The following is a 17744-nucleotide window of genomic DNA, read 5'->3' on the forward strand; positions in this document are numbered from 1 at the left end:
CCGGTGCGCGGGGCGACGGAGTTGGTCGCCACCATGCCGGCGCCCCCGCCTGCCCGCCCGAGGGCGACGCCGGCACCGGCATGGTGGCGACCAACTCCGTCGCCCCGCGCACCGGCAACGTCAGCGCCGGCACCAGCATCTTCGCCATGGTCGTCCTCGAGGGCCCCTTGGAGAGCGTCCACCACGAGCTCGACCTCGTCGCGACCCCCGCCGGCGACCTCGTCGCGATGGTCCACTGCAACAACGGAGCCAGCGAGCTCGCCGGCTGGGTCGGCCTGTTCTCGCGGTTCGCCGCCGCGTCCGGCGGACCCTCCGACAGCGACGCCGTCTACGGCACCCTCTTCGCCGAGGCGCTCGAGGGCGAGGCGGACGCGGGCGGACTGCTCGCCTACAACCACCTCGCGGGCGAGCCGATCGCCGGCCTGGTCGAGGGCCGCCCGCTCGTCGTGCGCACCCCCGACTCGCGCCTCACGCTCGCCAACTTCATGCGCGCGCAGCTCTACGGCGTGTTCGGCACGCTGGCTCTGGGCATGCGCGTCCTCGCGGGCGAGGGCGTCCGGATCGACGAGATGTTCGCGCACGGAGGCATGTTCCGCACCGCCGGGGTCGCCCAGCGCTTCCTCGCCGGCGCGCTCGACGCCCCCGTCTCGGTCGCCGCGACCGCCTCCGAGGGCGGCCCGTGGGGCATGGCGGTGCTCGCCGCCTACCGCCTGCAGAGCGGAGTCGCGCTCGACGCCTACCTAACCGATCAGGTCTTCGGCGACTCCGGCTTCGAGACCGTCGCCCCCGACGCGGACGACGTCGCCGGCTTCTCCGCCTACCTCGAGCGCTACCGCGCCGGCCTCGCCGTCGAGCAGACCGCCGTCGAGACCCTCACCGACCCGCAGAACCAGGGAGCCACCGCATGACCACCCAGACCCCCGCCGTCGAGGAGGCGATCGCCCGCGTCCGCGAGGACGTCGCGCGGCTGCACTCCGAGCTCGTCCGCTACGGCCTCGTCATCTGGACCGGCGGCAACATCTCGGGCCGCGTGCCCGGCGCCGACCTCTTCGTGATCAAGCCCAGCGGCGTCTCCTACGACGACCTCGCGCCCGAGAACATGATCCTCTGCGACCTCGACGGGAACGTCGTCCCCGACACCCCCGGCAGCGACCGCAGCCCCTCCAGCGACACCGCGGCCCACGCCTACGTGTACCGCGAGATGCCCGAGGTCGGCGGAGTCGTGCACACGCACTCCACCTACGCGACCGCGTGGGCGGCCCGCGCCGAGTCGATCCCCTGCGTCATCACCGCGATGGCCGACGAGTTCGGCGGGGAGATCCCCATCGGCCCGTTCGCGATCATCGGCGACGACTCCATCGGCCGCGGCATCGTCGCGACCCTCAGCGGCCACCGCTCGCGCGCGGTCCTGATGCAGAACCACGGCGTCTTCACCATCGGCAAGGACGCGAAGGACGCCGTCAAGGCGGCCGTCATGGCCGAGGACGTCGCCCGCACCGTGCACCTCGCGCGCCAGGGCGGCGAGCTCGTCCCCATCCCGCAGGAGTCGATCGACGCCCTGTTCGACCGCTACCAGAACGTCTACGGACAGAACCCCACCGGAGCCATCGCATGAGCGTGTACCAGAGCATCATCCCCGACCTCGCCACCCGCACCGTCTGGTTCCTGACCGGCAGCCAGGACCTCTACGGCGAGGACACCCTCCGCCAGGTCGCCGAGCAGTCGCAGGCCGTCGTCGCGCAGCTCAACGAGGCGAGCGCGATCCCCGTGACCGTCGAGTGGAAGCCGGTGCTGAAGAGCTCCGACGCCATCCGCCGCACCATGATCGAGGCGAACTCCGACGACTCCGTGGTGGGCGTCATCACCTGGATGCACACCTTCAGCCCCTCGAAGATGTGGATCCACGGCTTCGACGCGCTCGCCAAGCCGCTGCTGCACTTCCACACCCAGGCGAACGTCGCCCTGCCGTGGCAGGACATCGACTTCGACTTCATGAACCTCAACCAGGCCGCGCACGGCGACCGCGAGCACGGCTACATCCTCAGCCGGATGAGCGTGCCCCGGAAGACCGTCGTCGGCCACGCGAGCGACGCCCGCGTCACCGAGGCCATCGGCACCTGGTCGCGCGCGGCCGCCGGCTGGTCCGCCTCGCAGAGCATGAAGGTCGCCCGCTTCGGCGACAACATGCGCAACGTCGCCGTCACCGAGGGCGACAAGACCGAGGCCGAGATCCGCCTCGGCGTCAGCGTCAACACCTGGGGCGTGAACGAGCTCGTCGAGCGCGTCGACGCGGCCACCTCCGAGCAGATCGACGCCCTCGTCGCCGAGTACCTCGAGAGCTACGACGTGGTCCCCGAGCTGCTCCCCGGCGGCGAGCGCCACGAGTCGCTCCGCTACGGCGCCGCGGTCGAGATCGGCCTGCGCTCGTTCCTGGAGGAGGGCGGCTTCGAGGCGTTCACCGACAGCTTCGAGGACCTCGGCGGGCTCCGCCAGCTCCCGGGACTCGCCGTGCAGCGCCTCATGGCCGACGGCTACGGCTTCGGCGGAGAGGGCGACTGGAAGACGGCCGTCCTCATCCGCATCGCCGCCGTCATGGGCGCCGGCCTCCCCGGCGGCACCAGCCTGATGGAGGACTACACCTACGACATGACGCCCGGCGAGGAGCTCATCCTCGGCGCGCACATGCTCGAGGTGTCGCCGTCCCTGTCGTCGAAGCGCGCCTCGCTCGAGATCCACCCGCTGGGCATCGGCGGCCGCGAGGACCCGGTGCGCCTGGTCTTCACCGCCGACGCCGGCCCGGCCGTGGTGGTCGCCCTGAGCGACGTCCGCGAGCGCTTCCGCCTGGTCGCGAACAAGGTCCGGAACGTCGAGCCGCCGCAGACGCTCCCGCACCTGCCCGTCGGCCGCGCCGTCTGGCAGCCCGCCCCGGACTTCGGCACCAGTGCCGCCGCCTGGATCACCGCCGGTGCCGCGCACCACACGGTGATGACGACGCAGATCGGGCTGGAGGCGTGGGAGGACTTCGCCCGCATCGCCGGCGTCGAGCTCCTCGTGATCGACGAGTCGACCACCCTCCGCGGCTTCGAGTCCGACATCCGCTCGAACGCGGCGTACTACCGCCTCTCCCAGGGCCTGTAGATCCTGCGAGGCTGGACGGCCGGCTCCCTGCGGGGGGCCGGCCGTCCGTCGTTCCCGGCGAGCCGCCGGGTCGGGGCGGGGGCCCGCCGCCGAGACCGGCCTGGATCGCGTCAGCGATCGAGGGCGGATCGCCCGCTCCGGCCCGCTCGGCGCCCGCTGCAGCGTCCCGGCCCCGGTTGCGGACGCGCTCGCAGCACGACGGAGGCCGGGAGGCCCGGACGGCCCTCGCGGGCAGTCGGTCCTTCCGGCCTCCGGGATGCAGGCGTGCGGCGGGCGGTCAGTCGCGCGAGGTCGAGAACGCCGCGTCGAAGGCGTCGGCCGGCGGCGTGATCGCGTTGAGCTTCCGCACGAAGGCCAGGGCCTCGGGGGCGCCGTCGAGGCGGTCCATGCCGGCGTCCTCCCACTCGACGCTGGTCGGGCCGGTGTAGCCGATCGCGTTGAGCGCGCGGAACACCGGCTCCCACGGGACGGCGCCGTGCCCGGTCGAGACGAAGGTCCACCCGCGGCGCGGGTTCGCCCACGGCAGGTGCGAGCCGAGGACGCCGTTGCGGCCGTCGAGGTTGGTGACCGACTCCTTCACGTGAACGTGGAAGATGTGGTCGGCGAAGTCGAGCACGAACGCGACGCTGTCGAGCTGCTGCCAGACGAAGTGCGACGGGTCGAAGTTGAAGCCGAACGAGGCGCGGTGGCCGATCGCCTCGAGGGTGCGCTTGGCGGTCCAGTAGTCGTAGGCGATCTCGCTCGGGTGCACCTCGAGCGCGTAGCGGACGCCGACCTCCTCGAAGACGTCGAGGATCGGGTTCCAGCGGTCGGCGAAGTCCTGGTAGCCGGCGGCGATCCACTCGTCGGAGGCGGGCGGGAACATGGCCACGCCCTTCCAGATCGACGAGCCGGAGAAGCCGTTGACCTGCGTCACGCCGAGCGCGGCGGCGAAGCGGGCGGTGTCCTTGAGGTCCTGGGCGGCGCGCTGCCGGACGCCCTCGGGGTCGCCGTCGCCCCAGACGCGGTCGCTGAGGATGTCGCGGTGGCGCTCGTCGATCGGGTCGTCGCAGACCGCCTGGCCGGTGAGGTGGTTCGAGATCGCGAAGACCTGGAGGCCGTTGCGCTCGAGGATGTCCTTCCGGCTCTGCACGTACTCCGCGTCGTCCCAGCGCGCCACGTCGATGTGGTCGCCCCAGCAGGCGATCTCGAGGCCGTCGTAGCCCCACTCCCCCGCGAGGCGCGCCACCTCCTCGAAGGGGAGGTCCGCCCACTGGCCGGTGAAGAGGGTGATCGGTCGCGTCATCGCGGATTCCTAACTCTCGACTCCCGCGCGCCGTCGCACCGGGAGAGGTAATTTGAGGGTTCACGCAACATATCAGGCACTCCCGCGAGCCCGAAAGGAACCGATCATCGCCCCGATCGCCGGCGCACTGTTGCGCAAGCCCACCCTCGTCACCGCCACTGCGGCCCCGACCTGGGAGGAGGGCCTGATCGTCGGCAGCGGCCGCGTCGGCGCCGTGGTGCACGGCCCGGCCGACGCGCTCACCGTCTCGCTGGCGCACGAGCGCTACTTCCTCCCCGTCAACGCGCGGCCCGCCGCCCCGGACCTCGCCCCGGTGCGGGACGAGCTGCGGAGTGCCCTGCTGGCCGGGGACGCCGACGCGGCGAGCGACCTGCTCGAGCGCGGGGCGCGGGCGAGCGGCTACTACGGCGGCCTGATCTGGACCGATCCGCTCGGGCTGTGCGCGACGCTGTCGATCCGCACGGCCGGCGGGGTCGCGTCGAGCCGGCGCCTGCTCGACCCGCTGCTGGGCGAGGTCGCGGTCGAGTGGACCGACCTCGACGGCGGGCGGCACGCGGTGCGACTGATCGCTCCGCACGGGGGCGAGAGCGTCCGGCTGCGGGTGGAGTCGGAGCGCGACGGCGAGAGCACGGTCGAGCTCGGGCTGGGCGCCGGGGACGCGACCTCATTCGACACGGGCGTGCCGGACGCGTCGGCCGTGGTCGAGGCGGCGGTCGAGGGCGGTGCGGTCGGGCGACTGCTGGCCGTTGCCGGGACCGGGAGCGCCGAGACCGGAGGCGAGCGGATCCGCGCGACGGTCACCGCGGCGACCGGGGCGCCGTGGGACGTGGAGGGCGTCGTGACCCGCTCGACGGTGCCGGTCGCGGCCGGGGCGGGCGCGCTCCTCCGCGTCGATCTGTCGCTGGCGGGCGACGAGCCGACGGGCCGGGAGCGTGCGGGCGGCGAGCCGACGGGCGGCGACGCCTCGTGGGCGGAGCTGCGCGAGGCCCAGCGCCACGGGCACGGCCGGCTGGTCGGCGCCTCCTCCCTCGATCTCGCCGGAGCCTCCTCCGCGGTGCTCACCGAGGACCTCTGGGAGGAGGCCCGCGCCGGCGACGAGGGCGCGCGCCGCCGCGTCGTCGAGCTCGCATACCTCAGCGGCCGCGCGAACATCGTCGCGTCGACCGGCGAGCTGCCGCCGACGCTGCAGGGCGTCTGGCAGGGCACCTGGCGGCCGGCGTGGTCGGCCGACTACACGCTGAACGGCAACGTCCAGAACGGAGCGATGGCGGGCATGATCCCGACCGGCACGCCCGAGCTGGCGCTGTCGATCCTGGAGCTGGTGCTGCCGCACCTCGACGACTACCGCGAGAACGCGCGCCTCGTCTACGGGGCGGAGGGGATGCTCCTGCCGTCGCGGATGTCGACCCACGGCCGCGCCGACCACTTCGCGGCGAGCTACCCGCACCTCTTCTGGACGGGCTGCGGCGGCTGGGTGCTGCGCCTCGCCGCCGACGCCGTCGCGGCCACGGGAGACCGCGGCATCGTCGACGACCGGCTGTGGGAGCTGGCCGAGGGCGTGCTGCGCTTCGCCGAGACCGGAACGACCGTGGTCGACGGGGTGCGCCGGATCGTCCCCTCCTACTCCCCCGAGAACACACCGGGTGGTGCGCGCTCGCCGATAGCGGTCGATGCGACGATCGACGTCGCCGTGCTGCGGGACGCCGCGCGGGCGACGGCGCTGCTCGGCCGGGCCCGCGGCGACGACTCGCTCGACGAGCGCTGGGCGCGGGTAGTCGCGGAGCTGCCGGAGTACCGGGTCGCCGAGGACGGCACGCTGGCGGAGTGGATCGACCCGCGGTTCGCGGAGGAGATCGCGCACCGGCACGCGTCGCAGCTGTACCCGCTCTGGTACGCGGGCGACGCGGCCTTCGAGGGGCCCGGCGCCTCCGCGGTGCGGCTGCGGGCCGCCGCGGCGGCGACGGTGGCGGCGAAGATCGCGTGGCGGGCCGAGGCGCCGACCGCTCCTCCCGGGCGGATGGAGATGGCGTTCGGGCTGGTGCAGGTGGGCGTCGCGGCGGCGGCGCTGGGTGACGGGGAGGCTGCGCTGACCTGCGCGGAGTGGCTCGCGGTCGAGCACTGGTCACCGACGCTGACGACCCGGCACGACGCGGGGCGGATCTTCAACCTCGACGCCAGCGGCGGACTGCCGGGGCTCGTGGCGGCGATGCTGCTGGGATCGGATGACGAGACGCTGACGGTGCTGCCGGCACTGCCGTCCGCGTGGGCGCGGGGTGCCGTGACGGGGCTGCGCGCACGCGGCGGGGTGGTCGTGGACCGGCTGGAGTGGTCGCCGGGGCGGGCGTCGCTGTGGGTGCGGCGGGTGCCGGGCGCGGAGTGGCTGGCACCGGCGGGCGGGACGCGGGTGCGCACGCTGCGCGACGCGGTGCTGCGGGTCGACGGGCGCGAGGTGTCGAGCGGGCTGGAGCTCGGTGCGGAGGCGGTGCGCGTGGACGTGGAGTGGCGCGGCTGAGGGCACTGCGGAGGGTACGGCTGCAGCACGCGGAACGGGCTCCGGTACGCCGACGGAGGCGGAGCAGCGCACCGGGTGTCGTCCCGGCCGGCCGCCGGACCCGCCGTGCGGCTGCGTCGACGTGAGAACGAGACGCGAGCCGGATGCGGTGGGTCGGGTCAGCTCCGCGAGTGCCCGTAGCGGTCGTAGACGCGGTTGCGGGCCGCCCGCTCGGCGGCGGGCAGGCGCTGCGCGTCGGCGATCTCGTAGACGCCGAAGGTGTCGCGCAGGCGCGAGGCCGGGTCGACCTCGACGAAGGTGCACCAGGGCAGCCAGTGGTGGTGGCTGCGCAGGGTCTGGGTCGCGAAGTCGCCGCTCTCGTGGCCGAGGCCGGGCATCGCGTAGCCGATGCTGCCGTCGACGTCGGTCGACTGGCGGGTGTTGCGGTGCAGGAACTCGGCGAAATCGAGGTAGTGCTCGTCGCCCGTGATCAGGTGCAGTCGGTAGTAGCTGTACGAGCAGGCCGCCATGTAGACGTCGGCGCCGCCGCCGAGGGTGATGATGCTCTGTCCGCTGATCGAGTACCGGTTGAAGGGATGCGCCCAGGGCGCGCGGACCGGGAAGGACCACGCGTAGGTCCAGGTCTCCGTGTAGTCGGCGGCGCGGACGGCGCCCTCCAGCCAGCGCGGCTCCTCCGTCAGGTCGTAGAGCGCGAGGAAGCCGAACAGCCCGTAGATGCCCGCCTCCTTGTCCTGGATGTCGGCGTTGTCGCAGGTGCCGCCGCGGTACTCCAGCGTCCGGTGGATGTTCGCGAACGACCACTCGCCGGCGCGCACGGCGGACGCGCGGTAGCGCCCCTCCCCCGTCACGAGGTGCAGCTGCACGAGGAAGCGGATCACGCTCGGGGTGTTCGAGCGCGAGTCCATCCGCACCGAGCCGTCGGCGTTGTAGGCGCGGTGGAAGCTGCCGTCGGCGTCCTGCACCTCGAGCAGCCAGTCGGCGGTCCGCCGGCAGAACTCGAGCCAGAGCGGGCGCTCGTCGCCGAGGTCGCGCAGGTGCAGGTAGGCGTCGAGGATCGCCTCGACGCCGTCGGCGAGCATCCGCAGGTAGTGCGGGTACGGCTCGAAGCCGCCGAGCGAGGGGTTGAAGCACATCCGCGGCGGGCCCGACTCGGGCAGCGCGGTCCGCGCCCAGAAGTCGACGATGCCGACGCCCTGCTCGAACGCCTCCGGCACGCCCTCGCGGTCGCCGTAGCGCAGCAGCTGGTAGCCGATGCCGGGCTGCTGTCCGACGAAGCCGAACTGGAAGGAGACGCTCGAGACGTCGAGATCCGGCAGCTGGCAGGCGAACGGCAGGCCCCAGGAGTCGCCGTAGCGGCGGGTGAGGCGCTGGAGGATCGCCATGCCGTGGTGGAAGTGCCGCTCGTTGTCGACCTCGAACAGGTCGTCGCGCAGGCGCGCGTAGGCGCTGCGCCAGGTGGCGCGCATCATCGTCGCGAAGTCGTCGTGGCGGCCGAGGTCGACGGCCACGGCGTAGCGCTGGCGGAAGCCGACCTCGACCGGGTGGTTCACCCGCTGCAGGGCCTTCGGGGCGGCGTCGTAGTCGAGGCCGGAGTAGGGGTTGTCGATCGGGCGCTCGCCGTCGGCGCCCGGGTGGACGTAGTCGATCGACAGGCCCGCGGGCGGCACGTCGAGCGGGGTCCGCACGCCGAAGCCGTAGTAGAGGTAGTTCAGCGTCGTGCCCTGCGGGCGGCTCAGGCCGATCGAGCCGACGGTGCACTCCGGGTCGGTGAAGTTCTCCGAGCGGACCACGTCCAGGCGCGGCAGCGTCGCGTCGGCCGCCCAGCGCGAGAGCGCCACGGTCTCGCCGGTCGCGAGGCTCTGCGCGGCGAACAGCGGCAGCGCGTAGTGCGTCTCGGTGCGCCAGAAGTACTCGCTGCCGGGGTCGCGGCCCATCGCGTCGGCGGGCCCGAAGGCGTTGTCGCGGTACCAGGCGCCGGGGGCGAAGCACTCGTAGTCGCGGAGGTCGTCGGACCCGGTCAGCCCGAGCGAGACGGCGGTGGAGAAGCCGAGGTCACCGCCGGCCGCCAGCACCTCGACGTCGCGGTGCACGGAGAAGCCGTCGCCCGCGACGCGCCAGACGTCGGTGACGGCGAAGGCCGACCCGGAGCGGACGGTGATCGTCCCGCTCGCGGTGATCGCCCCCTCCGACAGCGAGACGTCGTCATAGGGCGCGCCGGAGTACTCGCTGATCGCGGCGACGGTCTTGACCGTGACGCGCAGCGGCCGGTCGTTCGCGTAGAGGACGCGCTCGCCCGCGAGCACCTCGAGGCCGCCCGCCTCGACGCGGAGGGTGTAGTCGCCGGAGCGCAGTTCCACGGTGGTTCCTTCCCGGAGGGTCATCTCAGCTCTTCTCGTCGTGCGCGCGGGGGACGGCCGGTCGGGCGGCCCCGGCCGGCTCGTCCTCGAGCCGCTGCGCCCCGGGATCGAAGCGCCGCGAGCCCGGCCGGAACAGCAGCGCCACGCCGCCCTCGACCAGGCCCGCGAGCAGCAGCAGGATCGCGAACGGGATCAGCGAGATCTCGGCCCACGCGCCCATCACCGGCATCACCAGTCCGGCCGCCGTGAAGCTGACCGTGCCGAGGATCGCCGTGACGCTGCCCGCCTCGCTCGACGGGCCCTGCAGCGAGAGGTACTGCACCGGGGCGAAGCCGAGCGAGCGGCCGGCCAGCGCGAACGTCAGCGCGCCGACGACGACGAGCAGCGGCTGCGTGCCGGTGAGCGCGAGCACCGCGACCACGACGGCGCCGAGCGCCGTGACGATCGCCGAGGCGGACATCGCGAACCGGGGTCCGAACCGCGGCACGATCACCCGTCCCGTCGTCTGCCCGACCGCGATCGTCACGAGCGAGGTGACCAGGAACAGCAGCCCGTACAGGTCGGGACCGACCGCGTAGACGTTCGTGTAGAGGAAGGGCGCGGTCGCGAGATACGCGAAGCCGACCGACCAGCCCGCGGCCGAGGCGGCGGCGAGCGCCAGCACGCGCGGCCGCCGGAGCATCCCGAAGGAGTTGCGCAGCGACGGGCCGAGCCCGCCCTGGTGCCGCCGCTCGCGGGGCAGCGTCTCGGGCAGCACCAGGAGCGCGATCACGGTCGCGAGCGCTCCCCAGGCGGCGACCGCGAGGAAGGAGCCGCGCCAGTCGATCACCTTGGTCAGCTGCGCGCCGACGGAGGGCACCAGGATCGGGAAGACCGAGACGATCACGGCGAGGTTCGCGAGCATCGTGACGAGCCGCTTGCCGCTGTAGAGGTCGCGGACGATGGCGGTGACGACGACGCCCGCAGCGGTGCAGGCGGCGCCCTGGACGAAGCGGGCCGAGAGCAGCACGGCGGTGTCGGAGGTCATCGCCGCGACGAGGCTCGCCGCGATGTGCAGCGCCGCCGAGACGCCGAGCGGCCACTTGCGGCCGACCGCGTCGCTGAGCGGTCCTGAGATGAGCTGGCCGGCCGCGAAGCCGAAGGTGGCGCCGGTGACGACCAGCTGGGCGGTCGCCACCGAGACGCCGAGATCGTCCTGCAGCGTCGGCAGGAACGGCAGCACCAGGTCGATGGTGAGCGGCCCGAAGCCGACGAGCATCGCGAAGATCGGCAGCAGGAGGCGGCCGCGGGGCATCGCCCGGACGGCGGGGGAGGCGGTGGAGGCGGTCATGAGCGCGGAGCGCAGGTCACGGAGGGGATCCTGTCCATCAGCTCCCGGCCGAGACCGGGAAGTAGAGCGAGAAGGGTTCGTCGACGACCTCGTGCAGAGGCCGGAAGCGGACGGCGGCGGGCTGGCCGACGGCGCGGTATCCGCGCAGCCACTGGGTCCACTGCCGCTCGTTGTCGGGGGCGAGCAGGGCGGGGGCGTCCTCGAGGCGCCCCCGCAGCGCGATCTCGCGGTCGACGAGGCCGGCCAGCACGATCGGGCCCTCGACGAAGGCGACCGTGCCCGGCTCGTCCGGGATCGGCACGGCGCGGATCTCGGTGCCGAAGGCGAGGTCGACGCTCGTGCGGCCGCCGGGGTGCTCGATCAGGAGCGCGCCGTCGCCCGCCCGGACGCGCTCGGCGTCGCCCGCGACCCCCGGCTCGCCGACGGTCCACTCCGGCACCCGCAGCCGCACGTGCAGCGCGGCCCCCTCCTCCGAGACGATCTCGACCCGGATCCGCGAGGCGGTGGGGCGGTGCACGTCGCCCGCGGCACCCGCGTTGGCGTCCGGGCCGACGTAGCCGGCGGTGTCGAGCACCTCGACCCGCACCGCCGCGTCGCCGGCGGCGGACGGCAGGCGCAGGCTCGCGTCGACGTGCTGCGCGATCGTCAGCTCGGCGTCGCCGCCGCGGTAGAAGACGAGCCCGGAGTGGCGCGTGTGCGCCTGCACCAGCGTGCCGTGGCAGCACCAGAAGTCCTCGGTCGGGCTGCCCCAGTCCTTGCGGGCGCCGCCCTCGAGCGGCAGGAAGTAGGCGACCATCCCGGTCCGCGGGTTCTGCTGGGCGAGGAGGCCGTTCCAGAGGTTCCGCTCGATGTAGTCGGCGTAGGCGAGGTCGCCTGTCCAGCGCAGCAGCACGTCGGCCAGCCGGATCATGTTGTAGACGACGCAGTGCTCCTGCGTCTTCTCGCCGCGGCGAGCGGCGAAAGCGAAGGGCGGCGTCCAGATCTCGCCGGAGGTCTGACCGCCCGTGCAGAAGGTGCCGCGGAGGGTGACCGCCTGCTCCCAGTAGGCCTCGACGATCCTCCGCCAGCGCTCGTCGCCGGTGACCTCGTAGGCGCGGGCGGCACCGAGCACCTCGGGGATCGTGGTGTTGGCGTGCATGTTGGTCAGCACGTCGCGGCCCTCGAGCAGGCCCTCGAAGAGGGAGCGGCGGTCGTAGCGGCCGAGCAGCTCGGTGTAGACGGGGTCGCCGGTGATCGCGAGGAGGTCGGCCCAGACCTCGAGCATGCCGCCGGTCTCGACCTCGAGGATCTCCTGGAACGCGGCGTCGTCGAATCCGCGGACCCACTCCAGCAGCGGGACCGTGGCGGCCCGCGCCATCCGCAGCGCCCGCTCGTCGCCGAGGTCGAGGTGCAGGTCGACGAGGCCCATCAGCAGCTTGTGCATCGCGTACTGCGGCGCCCAGATGGGGCGGCCGGTCGCGAGGCGGTCGAGGTAGCCGCGCGGGATCGCCCAGATCCAGCCGCCGCCGTTCTCCTCCTGGCAGCGCTCGAGTCCGTCGAGCACGGAGTCGATCCGGACGCGCAGCAGCGGGTCGCCGGTGACCGCGACCTCGCGGGCCGCGGCGGAGAGCCAGTGGCCGAGGAAGTGCCCGCGCAGCTGCGAGCCCGGCGTCTCCCAGCCCCAGTGCCGGTCGAGGCCGCGGGCCTCGCGCGAGTCCTGCGAGGGGTGGAGGTGCCAGCCCTGGTCGCCGATCCCGGCCTCGATCAGGAAGTTCTGCAGCAGCCCCTCGTCGGTGAGCGAGAGGAGGTAGTCGCGGTTGAGCCGCCGCCGCGCGTCGAGCACCCCGCGCTCCAGGCGGGTCTCGTGCGGGGCCGGGTGGGTCAGCGGCATGGGTGCTCCTCGTCGAGGCGGTGGGTGGTGGGGATGAGCGGCGCGAGCGGTGGTCGATCGGCGCGGGTCGATCCGCGCGGTGGTCCATCCGACCGAGGGTCGAGATCGATCTCTCGCTGTACTCAGACCAGGATCGACGATAGGAATGGGGACATGCAATCCCCGAGAGTGATCCATCTCGTCGCCGATGACGTGTCCGCCCTCCTCACTCAGTCGGGAGGCGACCTGCCCGTGCTGCTGCACTGGGGTCCGCGACTCGACGCGAGCGACGACGATCTCGCAGCTTTCGCAAGAACTCCCGTGCGGACGGGGATCGAGGGCTCCTCCGACGTCCCCTACGAGCCCGGGATCCTGCCCGAGCACACCTTCGGCTGGGCCGGCCTGCCGGGTCTCCGGGTGCACCGGGAGGGCGCCGGCTGGTCGCCGAGGCTGACCGTGGACACCGTCTCGGTGGACGGGGAGGCCCTCGCGGAGGGCGCGGTCGCGCAGGCCGGCAGCGCCGCCGTGACCGTCGAGGCGCACGACGCGCAGGCCCGGATCGGGGTGGTCCTAGAGATCGTTCTCTCTGCTGCCGGACTGCTCAGGACCCGCGTCTCGGTCCGCAACGACGGCGCCGGGCACCTGGAGGTGATCGGCGTCGACCCCGCCATCCGGATCCCGACCGAGGCCCGCGAGATCCTGGACTTCTCCGGCCGCTGGGGCACCGAGAAGATCCCCCAGCGCCACCCCGTCGTCACCGGCACCCACTCCCGCTCCTCGCGGCGCGGCCGCACCGGCCTGGACGCGACGACGGTCGTCGCGGTCGGCACCCCCGGCTTCGACTCCGCCGACGGGCGGGTCTGGCTCTGCCACGTCGGCATCGGCGGCAACCACGAGCACGCGGTGGAGCGCGGCGACGGCTGGCTCGCCTTCCGGGGCGGCGAGCTGCTCCTGCCCGGCGAGGTGCGCCTCGCGAGCGGCGAGAGCTACTCCTCCCCCTGGATCTCCGGCAGCTTCGGCCACGGCCTCGACGCCGCGGCCGCCCGCTTCCACGCCCACCTCCGCGGGGCCTCCCGCTCCTCGCGCCGGCCGCGCCCGGTGACGCTCAACGTCTGGGAGGCGGTCTACTTCGACCAGGACCTCGCCGTCCTCGCCGAGCTGGCCGACCGCGCCGCCGCCCTCGGGGTCGAGCGCTACGTGCTCGACGACGGCTGGTTCCTCGGCCGCAGCGACGACCGCGCCGGCCTCGGCGACTGGACGCCCGACCCCGTCGCCTGGCCCGACGGCCTCCTCCCCCTCGCCGAGCACGTCCGCGGCCTGGGCATGGAGTTCGGCCTCTGGGTCGAGCCCGAGATGATCAACGAGGACTCCGACCTCGCCCGCGCGCACCCCGACTGGATCCTGCGGGCCCGCGAGGAGCTGCCGCCGCGGTTCCGCTTCCAGCAGGTGCTCGACCTGACGAACCCCGACGCGTTCGCGCACATCCTCGGCGTGCTCGACGGCCTGGTCGCCGACCTCGGCGTCGCCTACCTCAAGTGGGACCACAACCGCGACCTGATCGACGCGGGCCACCCCGCCACCGGGACGGCCGCGGTGCACGAGCAGACGCTCGCGCTGTACCGGCTGATCGACGAGCTGCGCGCCCGGCACCCGGAGCTCGAGATCGAGAGCTGCGCCTCCGGCGGCGGCCGGGTCGACCTGGGGATCCTCGAGCGCACCGACCGCGTGCACACCTCCGACAACCAGGACCCGCTGGACCGCTCGCGGATGCTGCGCTGGACCGGGCTGCTCGTGCCGCCGGAGATGCTCGGATCGCACGTCGCCTCGCCGGTCAACTCCGTCACCGGTCGCACCAGCGACCTGCACACCCGCTGCGCGATCGCCTTCCTCGGCCACTTCGGGATCGAGTGGGACCTCCGCGAGCTGGACGCGGAGGAGGAGCCCGTGCTGGCGGGCTGGATCGCGGCGTACCGCGAGCACCGCGGCCTGATCGCGACCGGCCGGGTCGTCGGGGGCGACGACTCCGACCCCGACGCGCCGTCGCTGCGCGGCGTCGTCGCGCCGGACGGCTCGGAGGCGCTGTACACGCTGGTCACGCCCGCGCTGACCGCGGACTCGCGCCGCCGCGTCCGCCTCCCGGGCCTGGATCCGCGGGCGCGCTACCGGATCGAGACCGCGCGCCCCGGCTCGCTCGGCCCGCCCTGGCAGAGCCCGCACTGGCTGGAGTCGACGGTGCCGCTGGACTCCGACGCCCCGGCCCCCGCCTACTCGGGGAGCCTGCTGGGCGAGGCGGGCCTGGACCTGCCGACCTTCCACGCCGACCGCGCGATCGTCCTGCGGCTCGTCCGCGAGACCGCGTGAGCACCGCCGCCGACCCCGGCGTCCTCGACACCGCCGGCACCGCCGCCGACCCGTCCGCCACCACCCTGGAGCACCCCGTGAACAGCACCGTCACCGTCGACCTCGACCGCCCCGGCGCCACCATCAGCCGCCACCTCTACGGCCACTTCGCCGAGCACCTCGGCCGGTGCATCTACGACGGCTTCTGGGTCGGCGAGGACTCGCCCGTCCCGAACGAGGGCGGGATCCGCCTGGACGTCGTCGAGGCCCTCCGCGCCCTCGACATCCCCAACCTCCGCTGGCCCGGCGGCTGCTTCGCCGACCGCTACCACTGGACCAACGGCATCGGCCCGCGCGAGGAGCGCCCCGGCCTGATCAACACCCAGTGGGGCGGAGTCGCGGAGGACAACTCCTTCGGCACCCACGAGTTCATGGCGCTCTGCGAGCTGCTCGGCGCCGACGCCTACATCTCGGGCAACATCGGATCCGGCACCGTGCAGGAGATGGCGGACTGGGCCGAGTACCTCACCGGCGCGGGCAAGTCGCCGATGGCCGATCTGCGCCGCTCCCACGGCCGGGAGGAGCCGTGGACCGTCCGCTTCTGGGGGCTCGGCAACGAGACCTGGGGCTGCGGCGGCAACATGCGCGCCGGCGCCTACGCCGACCTGGCGCGGCAGTTCGGGACCTTCGTGCAGAGCGGCAACGACACTCCGCTCTACCGCGTGGCCGCCGGAGCCGACGGCGCCGACACCCACTGGACGCAGACGCTGATGGAGGTGATCCCCGAGATCGAGGGGCACCCCTTCTCCTCCGTGCCGTGGGAGTCGGTCTCGGTGCACTACTACACGATCGGCGGCAGCTGGCACGCGAAGGGCAGCGCGACCGACTTCGACGCCGACACCTACTGGAGCACGATCGTGGCCGCGCAGGGGATCGAGGAGCTGCTCCGCTCGCACGCCGCGGTGATGGACGTCCACGACCCCGAGAAGAAGTACGGGATGGTGCTCGACGAGTGGGGCACCTGGTGGGACGTGGAGCCGGGGACCCACCCGGGCTTCCTCTTCCAGCAGAACACGATCCGCGACGCGATGGTCGCGGCCTGGCACTTCGACGTCTTCCACGGCTTCGCCGACCGCCTGACGATGGCGAACATCGCGCAGACGGTGAACGTGCTGCAGGCGATGCTGCTGACGGACCCGGACGGCGGCGAGATGGTCCGCACGCCGACCTACCACGTGTTCGAGATGAACAAGGGGCACCACGACGCGACGGTGCTGCCGACCACGGTCGCCGGCCCGACGCACGCGGTCGACGGCCGCGAGATCCCCGTCGCCTCCGCCTCCGCCTCCACGAAGGACGGCCGCGTCCTGGTCTCGCTGACGAACGTCGACCTGGAGGAGCCGCTCGAGGTCTCCCTCGACTTCCGCGGTGGAACCGTGACCGGCGCGACCGGCCGCCTCCTCACCGCCGACCGCCCCGACGCGCACAACCGGCCCGGCGCCGCCGACGAGGTGAGCCCCGTCGCCCTCGAGGGCATCGAGACCACGGCGACAGGCCTGCGCGTCACGCTGCCCCCGCACTCCTTCGCGACCGTGACGCTGGAGCTGTCGTGATCGCCGCGCGCACGGAGGCCGCCCGCCGCCCGCCGATGGGCTGGAACAGCTGGGACTGCTTCGGCGCCTCGGTGACGGAGGAGGAGGTGCTCGCGAACGCCGAGTACCTCGCCGAGCACCTCCTGCCGCACGGCTGGGACACGGTCGTCGTCGACATCCAGTGGTACGAGCCCGATCCCGGCACGAGCGACTACCAGGAGGTGTCGGAGCCGGTGCTCGACGACTGGGGACGCCCGCAGCCCGCCGTCGGCCGCTTCCCCTCCGCGGCGACGGGCGGATTCACGGCGCTGGCCGCGCGCGTGCACGCCCTCGGCCTCCGCTTCGGCGTGCACCTGATGCGCGGCGTCCCCCGCCGAGCGGCCGAGCTCGGCCTGCCGGTGCTCGGGGCGGAGGCGACCTGCGCCGACATCGCCGACCGCGGGAACGTCTGCCCGTGGAACCCCGACAACTACGGAGTCGACATGAGCGCGCCCGGCGCGCAGCAGTACTGCGACTCCGTGATGGCGCAGCTGGCCTCGTGGGGCGTCGACTTCGTGAAGCTCGACGACGTGCTCTACCCGCCGATCCAGGCGGAGGAGATCGCCGCCCTCTCCCGCGCGATCGACGCGACCGGCCGCCCGATGGTGCTGAGCCTCTCCCCCGGCAAGCAGCTCTCGCTCGAGAACCTCGAGCTGCTGCGCTCGACCGCGCAGATGTGGCGGATCTCGGACGACTTCTGGGACGACTGGGCGCACCTGCACGAGCAGTTCCAGCGGGCCGCGCGCTGGGCGCCGCACCAGCGCCCCGGCGCGTGGGCCGACGCCGACATGCTGCCGCTGGGGCGGATCGGCGTGCGCGCGCACGTGGGCGAGGACCGGCTCTCGCGGTTCACGCCCGCGGAGCAGCGGACGCTCGTGACGCTGTGGTGCCTGCTCCGCTCGCCGCTGATCATGGGCGGGCACCTCCCGGACACGCCCGCCGACACCCTGGCGCTGCTGACGAACGACGACGTCCTCGCGCTGCTCGGCAGCGACGGCAGCCGCGAGATCGTCCGCGACGGCGACCTGGTGGTGTGGTCGGCGTGGCGCGGCGACGAGCAGTGGCGCGGAGTGTTCTGGCTGGGCTCGTCGGCGCGGTCCTACTCCGCTCATCTGGCCGACCTGGGCTGCTCCGGCGCGACCTCGGCCGTCGATGTGTGGAGCGGCGCCGAGCTGCCGATCGTCGGCGGCGCCGTCGAACTCGAGCTCGAGCCGCACGGCTGCCGCCTGCTGCGCCTGGCCTGACGCGCGGGCGCGTCCGGGAGGTGCCCGCCCATGATCAGCGGCGAGCGGAGCAGGCACC

The 17744-nt window shown here is 73.5% G+C and carries 11 protein-coding genes; 7 read left to right on the forward strand and 4 right to left on the reverse strand.

Features of this window, described 5'->3' with window-relative positions; translation table 11 throughout:
* The 3 genes from C5D36_RS16030 to araA all read left to right on the forward strand — a co-directional run.
* Window positions 1-908: FGGY-family carbohydrate kinase (locus C5D36_RS16030; protein ID WP_258062971.1), on the forward strand; the 908-nt coding region annotated here is incomplete at its 5' end.
* Complete coding sequence (locus tag C5D36_RS16035; protein WP_104296249.1) at window positions 905-1615, forward strand: L-ribulose-5-phosphate 4-epimerase; 711 nt, start codon at window positions 905-907, stop codon at window positions 1613-1615. The genes C5D36_RS16030 and C5D36_RS16035, both read left to right, overlap by 4 nt.
* On the forward strand, window positions 1612-3138 hold the full coding sequence (gene araA / locus C5D36_RS16040) for an L-arabinose isomerase (protein ID WP_104296250.1): 1527 nt from the start codon (window positions 1612-1614) through the stop codon (window positions 3136-3138). The genes C5D36_RS16035 and araA overlap by 4 nt, the downstream gene beginning before the upstream one ends.
* A 277-nt stretch (window positions 3139-3415) precedes the next feature.
* Here the strand turns inward: araA and C5D36_RS16045 are convergent, their stop codons facing one another.
* Window positions 3416-4423 carry a sugar phosphate isomerase/epimerase gene (locus C5D36_RS16045; protein ID WP_104226056.1) on the reverse strand — a complete coding sequence of 336 codons (1008 nt, stop codon included), beginning with the start codon at window positions 4421-4423 and terminating at the stop codon, window positions 3416-3418.
* Window positions 4424-4553: 130 nt separating this feature from the next.
* On the opposite strand from C5D36_RS16045, the gene C5D36_RS16050 reads away from it, so the two are divergent.
* Window positions 4554-6935: a glycoside hydrolase family 95-like protein gene (locus C5D36_RS16050; protein ID WP_181072932.1), complete on the forward strand. Its 2382-nt coding sequence runs from the start codon at window positions 4554-4556 to the stop codon at window positions 6933-6935.
* A gap of 158 nt (window positions 6936-7093) precedes the next feature.
* Here the strand turns inward: C5D36_RS16050 and C5D36_RS16055 are convergent, their stop codons facing one another.
* The 3 genes from C5D36_RS16055 to C5D36_RS16065 are packed head-to-tail and all read right to left on the reverse strand — an operon-like array spanning window position 7094 to window position 12492.
* Window positions 7094-9292, reverse strand: a complete 2199-nt coding sequence (locus C5D36_RS16055) for a hypothetical protein (protein WP_104296254.1) — start codon at window positions 9290-9292, stop codon at window positions 7094-7096.
* Window positions 9293-9317: 25 nt separating this feature from the next.
* Window positions 9318-10622, reverse strand: coding sequence for a multidrug effflux MFS transporter (locus tag C5D36_RS16060; protein ID WP_104296252.1), 1305 nt, complete (start codon window positions 10620-10622; stop codon window positions 9318-9320).
* A 37-nt stretch (window positions 10623-10659) separates the two neighbouring features.
* Window positions 10660-12492: a beta-L-arabinofuranosidase domain-containing protein gene (locus C5D36_RS16065; protein WP_181072934.1), complete on the reverse strand. Its 1833-nt coding sequence runs from the start codon at window positions 12490-12492 to the stop codon at window positions 10660-10662.
* A gap of 153 nt (window positions 12493-12645) precedes the next feature.
* Between C5D36_RS16065 and C5D36_RS16070 the strand changes: the two genes are divergently transcribed.
* The 3 genes from C5D36_RS16070 to C5D36_RS16080 all read left to right on the forward strand — a co-directional run bounded on the left by C5D36_RS16070 (window position 12646) and on the right by C5D36_RS16080 (window position 17686).
* Window positions 12646-14832, forward strand: a complete 2187-nt coding sequence (locus C5D36_RS16070) for an alpha-galactosidase (protein ID WP_104296253.1) — start codon at window positions 12646-12648, stop codon at window positions 14830-14832.
* Window positions 14833-14909: 77 nt separating this feature from the next.
* The gene (locus C5D36_RS16075) at window positions 14910-16424 is read left to right on the forward strand and encodes an alpha-N-arabinofuranosidase (RefSeq protein WP_104249818.1); all 1515 of its coding nucleotides are present in this window, start codon (window positions 14910-14912) and stop codon (window positions 16422-16424) included.
* Window positions 16421-17686, forward strand: a complete 1266-nt coding sequence (locus C5D36_RS16080; protein WP_258062972.1) for a glycoside hydrolase family 27 protein — start codon at window positions 16421-16423, stop codon at window positions 17684-17686. Before C5D36_RS16075 ends, C5D36_RS16080 begins: the two co-directional genes overlap by 4 nt.
* Window positions 17687-17744 lie beyond the last annotated feature (58 nt).

The sequence above is a fragment of the Rathayibacter sp. AY1C6 genome, assembly GCF_002931535.1.
Classification (GTDB): domain Bacteria; phylum Actinomycetota; class Actinomycetes; order Actinomycetales; family Microbacteriaceae; genus Rathayibacter.